Below are 11,407 nucleotides of genomic sequence, written 5' to 3'. Positions count from 1 at the left end.
GTGGTGGGGGACATGGCCTTGATGATGGTGGCCAACGATATGAGCGCCGCCGATGTGTGCGATCCGGCCAAGGAGATCGCCTTCCCCGAGTCGGTGGTCTCGCTGTTCAAGGGGGAACTGGGCTTTCCGCCCGACGGCTTCCCCGCCGGGCTCTCGCGCAAGGTGCTGCGCGGCGAGCCGCCCGCGCCTTACCGGCCGGGCGACCAGATACCGGCAGTCGATCTCGACGCAGCGCGCGCCGCCGGCGAAGCGGCCTGCGAGCAGGCGCTCGACGACCGCCAGCTGGCTTCGTACCTGATGTATCCGAAGCAAGCCGCGGACTACCACGCCCATGTGCGCAGCTACAGCGATACGTCGGTGGTGCCGACGCCGGCCTTCCTGTATGGCCTGCAGCCGCAGGAAGAAGTCGGCATCGACATCGCCGCCGGCAAGACGCTGCTGGTCTCGCTGCAAGGCACGCACCCTGACGCCGAAGAGGGGGTCATCAAGGTCCAGTTCGAGCTCAACGGACAATCGCGCACAACGCTGGTCGAGCAGCGTAGTACCACGCATGCGAGCGTGGTGCGCAGCAGCCGTCCGGTTGCCGAGCCCGGCAATCCGCTGCATATCGCCGCGCCCATGCCGGGCTCGATCGTGACGGTGGCGGTCCAGCCAGGACAGCGCGTGGCGGCGGGTACGACGCTGATGGCGCTGGAGGCGATGAAGATGGAAACCCACATCACCGCGGATCGCKACTGCGAGATTGCCGCAGTGCATGTGAAGCAGGGTGACCGCGTGGCCGCGAAGGATCTGCTGATCGAGTTGAAGCCGGCGGATTGATATTGGCGTGCTTGCACGGAGACATGCTGTTGCCTCCCGTCCGTCCAGGACGGGAGGGCAAGTTGTGACAAAACGCACATCAGGCCGATTTAGCCCCACTCGCAGCCTCGATAAATAACGTCTTGACGCATCACAACTAGTTCTCAAATCGCCGACGGATGCCGCGCCAGCGGCGTGACCTGTATGGTCATGTAGGGAAACAGCGGCAGCGAAGACAGCAGTTCGTGCAGTTCATCGTTGCTTCCCACATCGAAGATGCTGACGTTGGCATAGCGGCCGGTCACGCGCCACAGGTGGGGCCACTTGCCAGACTTCTGGATCTCGATGGCGCGCGCCTTCTCGGCAGCCTTGATGGCCTCGGCGCGCTCCGCCGCGAGCGAGTCGGGGATCTTCACGTCCATCTGTACGCAGTAAAGCATGGTGTCTCCTTGTTTGTTGAAAGTGGGGTGGACGGGCCTTCAGCCCGCGCTGTCGTCACCGGTGACAGGCGTTGTGCGGAAAGGCTTGAGGCGGCCGATAAACGTCTTGCCATGCTCGAACCAGGCTTTGCGGACGTCCGACGCCAGGTAGGTCTCGTAGGCAGCTTCGTTCTCGAACCAGCATTCGCCGATGGCGTCGACGTGGCCGATGTCGAAGAAGGGCACATGGGTATCGGTGGGCTGCGCGGCGACGAGGCGGACCTCATATTTGTGCAGGCCCGGCACATCGTGCGACATCTCGTAGTGGCGCAGGCATTCCGCGCGGAAGGTCTTGTCGGACATGCCTTCTGGCTTGACCAGCAGGTACAGCAGGCGAATCATGTTGGCTCCTCTCGGTTTGGGGTTGGCTCAGTCGTGTTTATGCGCTCCTTGCCGGGAGCGCGCTGCGTGTCAGGTATGCGCCTGCGCCGGTGCGGCCAGCGGTGCCGCTGCATGGCGCTCGTCCTCTTCGCCGATGCTCTCGATGGCAATGCCGCGCGTCTCGGGCAATAGCAGTATGCCGAACACTGCGAAGGCATAGGCCACCAGACAGAAGGTGCCCATGGCATTGGCGAGGCCGATATGGGTGGACAGCACGCCGACGCCGACGACGGAGCCCGCTCCCACCGACTTGCCTACGTTATAGGCGAATCCCATGCAGGTGGTGCGCACATGGGTGGGGAACAGTTCGCTGAGAAAGGGCCCGAGCGCGGCGAACATGCCGATTGCGGAGAAGCCGACCAGGAAGCCCAGGATGGTGGCCATCGTGGTATTCAGCGGCAGCAGCATATAGCTGACGGTGACGATCCATGCGCAGATGGAGAGCAGGATCAGCGTGGGGCGCCGGCCGATCCGGTCGCAAAGGTCGGCCGCCACCGCGAAGCCGCAGAAGGAGCCGAAGGCCATGATGAAGACGGTCACGATCATCGATGTGGCTGCGACCCCGCGCTGGTTAAGCAGGGACGGCAACCAGACCAGGATGGCGTAGCAGCCGGCCTGCAGCCCGATTACCAGGATGCTCGACAGGACCAGTGAACGCCCGTATTTGCGGTTGAACACCGATGCCAGCGTGGCACGCGGTGCGTGGCTCTGCCGGGCGCGCTCGAACATCGGCGCGTCCTTGATATGGCGCCGGATGAACAGCACGATCGACGCGGGGATGATGCCGCTCCAGAACGCCACGCGCCATGCCATCTCGTGAGGCAGCCACGCCAGCAGCAGCGTGGCCACGACGACCGCCAGCGCCCAGCCCAGCGCGAAGCCGGATTGCACGTAGCCCATGGCCTTGCCCCGGTGCTTCGGGTCGATCACTTCCGCCATCAGCGCCGCGCCGACCGCCCATTCACCGCCAAAGCCCAGGCCCTGGAGCGTACGGGCGACCACGAGTTGCTGATACGTCTGGGCGAAGCCGGCGAGCACGCCGAAGCACGTGAACCAGATGATCGCCAGCACCAGGATGCGCGCGCGGCCGTAGCGGTCGCTGAGGATGCCGGCACCCCAGCCGCCAACGGCGGTAACGATGAGCGCCACGGTCCCAAGCACGCCGACTTCCGCCTTGGTCAGCCCCCACGCAAGCGTCAGGGCAGGCAGCAGGAAGCTGAACATCTGCATGTCGAAGGAATCCAGCGCCCAGCCCGAATAGCAGGCCCAGAACGTCTTCTTCTGCTGGGGTGTCCCAGTCTTGTACCAAGCTAGCATGGTTGTCTCCTGTTTGTGTCTCGTTCTTTGTCAGTGTTGTGCCACCGCGTTCCGAGGCATCGCTGCCTCGAGCGCCGGCCTTTCCGGCGGATATCAGGCAGGCTCTGCCATGGCGAGGGTGGTGAAGTCGAGCGCTACGTCTGTGACTGACTGGAGGGCCTGCGGCGACATGTCACCGATGATCTCGATGACCGAGACGCCTTGTGGCCCGATGGCAAAGGTGCCGAGTTCGGTGTAGATGCGGCTTACGCAGGCGAGGCCCGTCAGCGGATAGCTGCATTGGTGGCGCAGCTTGCTGGCCCCGTCCTTGGTCATGTGGTCCATCATGACGAACACGCGCCTGGCGCCGATGGCCAGGTCCATGGCGCCGCCCACGGCCGGAATGGCATCGGGCGCCCCGGTGTGCCAGTTGGCCAGGTCGCCGCGCTCCGATACCTGGAAGGCGCCGAGCACGCAGATGTCGAGATGGCCGCCGCGCATCATGCCGAAGGCGTCGGCATGATGGAAAAAGGCCGCGCCTTTCTCCAGCCGGATCGCCTCCTTTCCCGCATTGATCAGGTCCCAGTCTTCCTGTCCCGGCTCCGCTGCCGACCATTGCCCGAGTACGCCGTTCTCGCTGTGCAGGATGACTTCGCGGTGGCGGGGCAGGTGGTTGGCCACCAGGGTCGGCAGGCCGATGCCGAGGTTCACATAAGAGCCGTTGGGGATATCCCGCGCCACGCGCGCGGCCAGAAGGTTCTTTGCCACTTGGTCCATGGTGTTCAACTCGCTTGCAAGAGTGCCGCTTGCGTGCCGGCGTTGTCGCGCAGCACTACGCGGCTGACGAAGATCCCGGGGGTCACGATGGCTTCCGGGTCCATCTCGCCCAGCTCGCAGACCCGCGTTACCGCGGCGATGGTCTGGCTTGCCGCCATCGCCATGACGGGCGCGAAGTTGCGCGCGGTCTTGTTGTAGACGAGGTTGCCCCAGCGGTCGGCCGCCGCGGCGTTGATCAGCGCGACGTCGACGTGGATGGGGTACTCGAGCACGTAGCCGCGTCCGTCGATCTGGCGTGTCTCCTTGCCTTCAGCCAGCAGCGTGCCGAAGCCCGTTGGCGTGTAGAAGGCGCCGATGCCGCTGCCGGCGGCGCGCAGGCGCTCTGCCAGCGTGCCCTGTGGCACGACTTCCAGCTCGATCTGGCCGGCGCGGTACAGTGCTTCGAAGACGTAGGCATCGCGCTGGCGCGGGAACGAGCACACCAGCTTGCGTACCCGGCGGGTCTTGAGGAGTGCGGCCAGCCCGTGGTCGCCGTTGCCGGCGTTGTTGCTGACTACCGTGAGATCCGTGGCGCCCTGTTCGATCAGGGCGTCGATCAGTGCATCGGGCATGCCGGCGCCGCCGAATCCGCCGATCGCGATGGTGGCGCCGTCGTGGACATCGTCCACGGCTTCGCGCGCCGTTCTGTAGAGCTTATCGATCATGTCTCGCTTCATTGTTGTTTGGCGAGACTAGGTTGCCATGCAGTCGGCGGCCTAACAATTTCGGGTTCTGMAAGCTGCCTTAGCGCTGGCTTAAGGCGTGGCGAAGCGGGGCGACTGCACGCMCGGTTGCGTGTTGAGAAGGGCTGCGTTGTCAGAGTCCCTGCTTCGAAGCGCGGGCGACACCGCGCCCMGCTAGCCAGTTTCGGGGCGGAGATCGAGCGGGGGCAGGTGCAAGCAGGGAAGGGCGCGAGCTAGCTGGCGATGCCGCCCGGTGCGTAGCGGCCGATCAGCCGGTTGGCGAACTCACGGGCGAAGCTGGACAGGCCTTCCAGGTCTCGTGCGCAAACCTGGAAGGTGCGTATGGCCCAGTCATCGCGCAGGTTACAGGCTCCGATCGGCTGCTCGCCCTTGAGGCGCGCGAACGCGGCCTTTGGCATGATGGCGATGCCGGCCCCGGCGGAGACCATGCGGCAGATGGCATCGTAACTGGCCACATGCACCCGGATGGTCATGGGCTTGTGCAGCGCGCCGGCAGCACGCATCATGAACATCTGGAAGGCACTGCCTTCGAGCAGCGCGACGAAGGCGTACTCCAGCAACTGCTCGAACCAGACCTCGCGTTGCGCGAGCAGCGGATGGCCGAGCGGCGCGACCAGAATCAGTGCGCTTTTGACGAAGGGCACCGCTTGCAGGCCCGCGGTGGGCACATTGCCGGAGATGATGCCGAGATCGGTGGCGCCTTCGCGCACCAGGCGGACGATGTCGTCGCTCAGGCGCTCGCGCACGTCGATGCGCACGTCCGGGTGGCTGGCGAGGTAGTCGCCGATCACCGGGGGCAGGTACTCGGTGATGGCCGTGGTGTTGGCTACCAGCTTGAGCTGCCCCGAAAGGCCCGCGGTAAACGGCTGGAGATTGCCTGTGAGCCGCTCTAGCTCGGCGAGCACGACGCGGGCGTGCTGGAGATAAACCTCGCCGGCCGCTGTCAGCGATACGCCCTGGGGCGAGCGCTCCAGCAAGCGCACGCCCAGCGTGTCTTCGAGATTCTTGATGCGGTTGCTGACCGCCGGCACGGAGAGGAAGGAGCGCTCCGCACCACGGGTSAGGCTTCGTGTTTCCGCTACATTGACAAAGAGGCGGAAATCGGTGATGTCGAAGGGAACGGCCATGCTGCTGGACTCGCGGCAAACTGGGTGTGCCACGATCATACCCGTGACGGCGGGAAGGCACGCGGCGGGCAAGCGGCCGCCCCGTAGCTACCAGGTGGCCGGCTCGAAGCGGAAGCCCGCGCCCTGGCGCCTGACATAGCCACAGTAGGGCTCGCCGAAATGCACCGGCAGGATGAGCGCCTCGCGGTCGGCGGCCTGGTTGAGGAAGGCCAGGCGCGTACTGCGCGCCAGGTCCGGGCGGATGCAGTAGCCGGAATTCACGTCAGGGCGCACGATTTGCAGCGGGCTGTGCAGGATATCGCCGCAGAAGATCGCTTCCTMGCCCCGCGAGCGGATGCGGAACGCGACCTGGCCGGGGCTGTGCCCCTCGGCGGGCTCGACCTGCAGGCAGCCGGCGATCTCCTGCCCGGGCACCATCATTTCCGCCAGACCTTCCGTGACCACTGGCATGACGCTGTCAAAAAAGGACTCGCCAAACACGTCCACCACACCCGGCTCCTTGTTGCGGCCCTCGTCGCAGAAGACGAAGTCATCCTTGGGGATGTAATAGCGCGCATTGGGGAAGGTTGGCACCCAGCGGTTGTCCTGCCAGGTGGTGTTCCAGCCGACGTGGTCCGCGTGAAGGTGCGTCATCACCACATGGGTGACCTTCTCCGGCGGCGCGCMGGCGGCGATCATCCACTCGCGCACCAGCGTGTTGAGCATATTCATGCGCGCAATGCCGGYGCGCGGCTTGAAGTTGCCCACGCCGGTATCGACCACGATGATGTCGTCGCCGGCGTGCACCACCCAGAACTGGATCGTCACGATCAGCTTGTTCATGTGCGGTATCCAATGGTGCGGCGCCATCAGGCCGGCATTGGCGTCGAGCACGGCGCGGTCGATGTCCGGAAAGAGGAAGGCGGGGTCGTGCGTCGGTCCCGCGTATTCGAGGATGCGGGTGATCTTCAGGTCGCCGACGGTGCGCGATTGCATCATGTGCCTTGTCTCCGTTTGGTCTTGCGGCCCCTCCCGGGGTGGGGCGCTTGCGGTATCGCCAACTTTTGCATTGGCAGGCGTCGAGCATCGGCTATCTTCAGCGCCTCGCCAATTTCGCATTCCAAAAGAGGGGTTTCAGGTAGCTTCATGTGCCGGAACAGTGGCAGCGGCGACAGCAGATTCGTGCGTGAGCGAGGACAGCKGGTTGCCCAACTGCAGGACCGCGCACGGGATCAGACACTTGACCTCTGGGCGGTGACCTTTGTCCGCCCTGGCCGTCCTAGTCTTTCCTTGCCAAATGTCTTAGCAAGGCCGCGTTGAATCGTTCCGGCTGATCGATATTCGGCAAGTGGCCCGCCCCTTCGATCAGGTCGAGCCGGCTTCCCTGGATCATCGTCTGGATTGCCTTGTTGGCTTCCGGCAGTACCCCATCATTCGCGCCGACCAGCAGGGTGGTGCAGGTGCGGATTCCGGCGAGCGCCGGCAGGTAGTTCAGTTGCTGGATGGCCCGGGCGCAGCCTGCAAAGCCGGTCACTGAGGTTGAAGCCGCAATGGCGCGTAGCCGCGCCGCGGTCTCTGGTTCCCGGGTCAGGAACGGAAGGCCGAACCAGCGCTCAAGGGTGCCATCGGCCAATGCGGCGCAACCGCCTGCGCGGGCCTGCTCGATGCGCGCATCCCACGGCGCGGCGACTTCCGGCGGTGCATCGGCGCGGGCATCGCACAGGCACAGGCTGAGCAKGCGCTCGGCGTGGTGCAGGCCAAGGCCGAAGCCGATCATGCCGCCAAGTGACAAGCCCACGTAGTGGACTTGTTCCAGGTCCAGTGTATCCAGGACTGCCACGGTATCGGCCACCAGGTCGTCCATGCTGGCCGGCGCGGTGTCGACGGTCGAGTCGCCGTGGCCGCGGATGTCGGCGCGAACGACCTGCCAGCCGCGGCTGGCGAGCAGTGCTGCCTGGGCGTCCCACATGGCGTGGCTGGAAAGGATCGAATGGCTGAGAAAGACCGCCGGCGCGCGGGGGTCGCCTGCGCGCACGACATGAAGGCGACCGCGCCCGGACAGCGCAACGGTGGTGATGCGGGGGGTGAAGTCAGGCATCGTGCTCTCCTCAATAGCCGGCGAAGAACTCGGCAACCACTTGTTCGGGCGGCACGCCGCAGGCGTCCAGCGAGTCTTGCAGCGCACCCACCATCGCGGTCGGCCCGACCACGTAGTAGATGCTGTCCTGCCAGTCCGCCACGTCGGCACGGATGCGCCCGGCGTCAATGAAGCCGCCGCGCGTGCGCACCTTCGCGTGCGCAGCGTCGTGTTCGCCACAGCCTTCGCTGCTTTCGCTGCTTTCGCTGAACACATGCACCACTTCGAAGTTCTCCAGTTCGGCCGTCAGGGCGTCCAGTTCTTCGCGCCAGGCCACGCTAGCCGGCGAGCGGTTGCCGTACAGCAGGGTGACCCGGCGCGCAGCACCTGCGCCGTTGCGCTGCAGGTGCCGCAGCATGCTGTAGAACGGCGTAATGCCGATGCCGCCGGCCACCATGACTACCGGTCGCTGGTCGTCTTGCAGGACAAAGTCGCCCATCGCCGGACTGATCAGCACCGATGACGCGCCTGGCTGGCCTTGCCCGAGATGGCGCTTGAACGCCGAATCGCGCATCCGCATCGCCACCGTGAGATGGCCGTCGTGCGGGGCGCTGGCGATGGAGAGCATGCGTTCGCCATCGTCTTCCTCGGTGGGCGTGAAGCCCGGAATCTGCACGCTGAGGAACTGGCCGGCTTCAAACTCGAAGCCGGGCGGGCGTTCGAGGTCGAAGGCGACGGTATGTTCGGCGATGGTGCGGGTGGCGAGGATACGGGCGGTGAAGGTTTCGGAATCCGACATGGGAGTCTCCATAAGGCGGTGAAAGTCTGGCGCGGGCACTCAGCGCGTCGTGCCCGTGTTGTGCAGGTCGGCAATGGTCAGGCGCGGGGTCAGCGCCTGCTGGTCGGTGCGCAACTCGATGAGCGCGGGCCGTCCCGCCTGCACCGCGCGATCCCAGGCGGCGGCGAAATCGGCGGTGCGTTCCACCACCTCGCCGTGACCGCCGTAGGACTCGGCAAGCCGCGCGAAGTCGGGATTGCACAGGTCGGTGCCGCACACGCGGCGTGGATAGTGGCGCTCCTGGTGCATGCGGATGCTGCCGTACATGCCGTTGTTGACCACCACGACAATGACGTTGGCGCCGTATTGCATGGCGGTGGCGAACTCCTGGCCGTTCATCAGGAAGCAGCCGTCGCCGGCAAAGCAKACCACGGTGCGGCCGGGATGGCGCAGTTTGGCGGCAATGGCGGCGGGCAGGCCGTAGCCCATCGTGCCGCTGGTCGGCGCAAGCTGGGTGTTGAGGCCGCGGTACGGGTAGAAGCGCTGGACCCACAGGGTGTAGTTGCCGGCGCCGTTGGTCAGGATGCTGTCGGCGGGCAGCCGCTCGCGCAGCCACGCCATGATCTCGCTGAGGTTGACTTCGCCGGGCATGGCGGTGGGACGCAGGAAGTCCCGGTAGTCGGCATTGGCGGCCTCGGTCCAGGCCTGCCAGCAGGGCGCCGCCGCTGGGGCGGGCAGCGCGCGCGCCGCGCGGGCGAAGGCCGGCATGGTGGCGTTGATCGGCAGCTCCGGCCAGTACACACGGCCCAGTTCATCCGGATCGGCGTGGACGTGCACCAGCGTCTGCGCGGGGCGCGGCACCTGCAACAGCGTGTAGCCGTTCGTGCTGGTCTCGCCCAGGCGGGCGCCCACGGACAGGATCAGGTCGGCTTCGGTGATCCGGCGCGCCAGGGCGGGGTTCATGCCCAGTCCCGCTTCGCCGGCGTAACGCGGGCTACGGTTGTCGAACAGGCCCTGGCGGCGGAACCCGCAAATGACGGGCAGCGCGTGGCGCTCGCTGAAGGCCGCGATGTCGGCGTACGCCTGTTCGGTCCAACCGCCGCCGCCCAGCACCATCAGAGGATGGCGCGCCCCGGCCAGCAGTTCCTGCAGTCGCGTCATCGCATCGGCATCCGGGCACGCCTGGGCAGGCCTGGCCGGCGGGCAGTCGGCCACGCAGGCAACTTCTTCCAGCATGTCTTCGGGCAGGGCCAGCACGACCGGACCGGGGCGGCCCGACATGGCGACATGGTAGGCGCGGCTTACCAGTTCCGGGATGCGTGCGGGCGAGTCGATCTCGTCCACCCACTTGGCCATGTGGCCGAACATGTGGCGGAACTCGATCTCTTGCCATGCCTCGCGCCCGCGATGGCCGCGCGCGGCCTGGCCGACGAACAGGATCAGCGGCGTGGAGTCCTGGCTGGCGGTATGCACGCCGATGCTGGCATTGGTCGCGCCCGGCCCACGTGTCACGAAGCAGATGCCGGGGCGTCCGGTGAGCTTGCCGTAGGCCTCGGCCATGTGGGCGGCACCGCCTTCCTGCCGGCAGACGACCAGTTGCAGGCGCGCGCGCGCATCATGCATGGCGTCGAGGGCCGCGAGAAAGCTTTCGCCGGGCACGCAGAAAGCGGTGTCGCAACCCTGGGCGAGCAGGGCGTCGATAAGGATCTGGCCGCCGGTGCGGTCTTTGAGGTCAGGCTGCATGGGGAAGCTCCGCATGTTCGTGTCGATGAGTGGCCATAGAGGCTGCGCTGGCCAGCATGGCGGGGGCGCCGATGGCGCACAGATAGGACGGGTCGAGCGCCGCGACGTCGGGGCAGCCGAGCAGCGCGAGATTGACATCGATCTCGCGCTTGAGCACTTCCAGCGCCTCCTGCGCCAGGGCGCGCCCACCCGTCGCCAGTCCATAGAGCAGCGGGCGGCCGCAGAACGCCGCGTCGGCACCCAGGGCCAGGGCCTTGAGCACGTCGGTGCCGCGCCGGATGCCACCATCCAGGATCAGCTTCAGGCCGCTGCCGGCCACGGCGTGGGCGATGGCCGGCAGGGCGTCCAGCGGCGCAAGCGCGCCGTCGAGCTGTCGCCCACCGTGGTTGGAGACAAAGATGCCGTCGGCGCCGGCTCGCAGTGCGGCCAGTGCATCCTCCGGGCGCAGGATGCCCTTGAGCAGCAGCGTGCCCGGCCAAGCCTTGCGGATATGGCGGATGTGCTCCCACGTGAGAGCTGCCCGGCCTGCACGGTGGTCCCCCTTCATGGCGGTCACGATGGGGCCGCCGCGCGTGGCGGCGAAGTTCTCGAAGTGAGGCACGCCGTGTTGCAGCAGCGTCCGGGCGAAGGTTCCCGCCAGCCAGCGCGGGCGTGCGAGACCGCCCAGGATCAGGCGCGGGCTGGGCCGCAGGGGCAGGCTGAAGCCGTTGCGGATCTCGTTCTCCCGGGTGGACGCAATCGGTACGTCGACGGTCACGACCAGCACACGAACCGCAGCCCGGCGCAGCCGCTCCAGCAGGGGATCGATCACCTCCGTGCGCGCCGGCAGGTAGGCCTGGTACCACATGTCCGGGTTGACCTTCGCCACCCTCTCCAACGGCGTGGTCGAGGCCGCGCTAAGCACGAACGGCACGTTCGCGAGCCGCGCCGCGGCGGCCAGCGCGCAGTCGGCGTCGAAGCCGCATAGTACGCTGGCGCCCATGGGGCTGATACCGAGCGGCGCGGCAAAGCGCGTGCCGAACAGCTCTGCGGACTGCGAGCGCGCCGACACATCGACCAGCGGCCGTGTCAGGAACCGCCAACGGGCGAACGCTGCGCGGTTGCCGTCCAGGGAACTGCCGTCCTCGCTGCCGCCACTGACGTAGCCGAAGACGCTGGCCGGCAGGCGCCGCCGCGCGGCACGCTCCAGATCGGCCAGCGAGAGTATCCGTGGTGCGCTCATCGCGTCG

General features: G+C 66.7%; 12 protein-coding genes. 1 reads left to right on the top strand and 11 read right to left on the bottom strand.

Annotated features, from left to right (window positions below; all coding sequences use genetic code 11):
- Positions 1 to 819, top strand: an 819-nt coding sequence (locus tag AC1DKV_RS28645; RefSeq protein ID WP_477138526.1) for a biotin/lipoyl-containing protein, incomplete at its 5' end; no start/stop codon positions are given.
- A gap of 143 nt (positions 820 to 962) precedes the next feature.
- On the opposite strand, the gene catC is transcribed toward AC1DKV_RS28645, so the two are convergent.
- The 11 genes from catC to AC1DKV_RS28590 all read right to left on the bottom strand — a co-directional run bounded on the left by catC (position 963) and on the right by AC1DKV_RS28590 (position 11,400).
- Positions 963 to 1,238 (bottom strand): muconolactone Delta-isomerase, encoded by a 276-nt coding sequence (gene catC / locus AC1DKV_RS28640; protein ID WP_441622370.1) that lies wholly within the window; start codon positions 1,236 to 1,238, stop codon positions 963 to 965.
- A gap of 39 nt (positions 1,239 to 1,277) precedes the next feature.
- Entirely contained in the window at positions 1,278 to 1,619 is a 342-nt protein-coding gene (gene mmlI / locus AC1DKV_RS28635; RefSeq protein WP_441622368.1) for a 4-carboxymethyl-4-methylbutenolide mutase MmlI, read from the bottom strand.
- Positions 1,620 to 1,688: 69 nt separating this feature from the next.
- A complete protein-coding gene (locus AC1DKV_RS28630; RefSeq protein WP_441622367.1) occupies positions 1,689 to 2,975 on the bottom strand; it encodes an MFS transporter in 1,287 nt (428 codons plus the stop codon).
- Positions 2,976 to 3,068: 93 nt separating this feature from the next.
- On the bottom strand, positions 3,069 to 3,731 hold the full coding sequence (locus AC1DKV_RS28625; protein ID WP_441622365.1) for a 3-oxoacid CoA-transferase subunit B: 663 nt from the start codon (positions 3,729 to 3,731) through the stop codon (positions 3,069 to 3,071).
- A 5-nt stretch (positions 3,732 to 3,736) separates the two neighbouring features.
- Positions 3,737 to 4,435: a 3-oxoacid CoA-transferase subunit A gene (locus AC1DKV_RS28620; RefSeq protein WP_441622363.1), complete on the bottom strand. Its 699-nt coding sequence runs from the start codon at positions 4,433 to 4,435 to the stop codon at positions 3,737 to 3,739.
- Between the two features lie 251 nt (positions 4,436 to 4,686).
- Positions 4,687 to 5,601: a LysR family transcriptional regulator gene (locus tag AC1DKV_RS28615; protein ID WP_441622361.1), complete on the bottom strand. Its 915-nt coding sequence runs from the start codon at positions 5,599 to 5,601 to the stop codon at positions 4,687 to 4,689.
- Positions 5,602 to 5,688: 87 nt separating this feature from the next.
- A complete protein-coding gene (locus tag AC1DKV_RS28610) occupies positions 5,689 to 6,579 on the bottom strand; it encodes an MBL fold metallo-hydrolase (protein WP_477138525.1) in 891 nt (296 codons plus the stop codon).
- Positions 6,580 to 6,859: 280 nt separating this feature from the next.
- Positions 6,860 to 7,678, bottom strand: a complete 819-nt coding sequence (locus AC1DKV_RS28605; RefSeq protein WP_477138524.1) for an alpha/beta fold hydrolase — start codon at positions 7,676 to 7,678, stop codon at positions 6,860 to 6,862.
- A gap of 10 nt (positions 7,679 to 7,688) precedes the next feature.
- Complete coding sequence (locus tag AC1DKV_RS28600; protein WP_441622355.1) at positions 7,689 to 8,456, bottom strand: ferredoxin--NADP reductase; 768 nt, start codon at positions 8,454 to 8,456, stop codon at positions 7,689 to 7,691.
- Positions 8,457 to 8,495: 39 nt separating this feature from the next.
- Positions 8,496 to 10,178, bottom strand: a complete 1,683-nt coding sequence (locus AC1DKV_RS28595; protein ID WP_441622353.1) for a thiamine pyrophosphate-binding protein — start codon at positions 10,176 to 10,178, stop codon at positions 8,496 to 8,498.
- Positions 10,168 to 11,400: an alpha-hydroxy acid oxidase gene (locus AC1DKV_RS28590; RefSeq protein ID WP_441622351.1), complete on the bottom strand. Its 1,233-nt coding sequence runs from the start codon at positions 11,398 to 11,400 to the stop codon at positions 10,168 to 10,170. Before AC1DKV_RS28590 ends, AC1DKV_RS28595 begins: the two co-directional genes overlap by 11 nt.
- Positions 11,401 to 11,407 lie beyond the last annotated feature (7 nt).

This window comes from Cupriavidus sp. 05T41, assembly GCF_056396525.1.
Note: the sequence above shows the minus strand (reverse complement) of the source record. Positions and strands in the feature narration are given on the sequence as shown.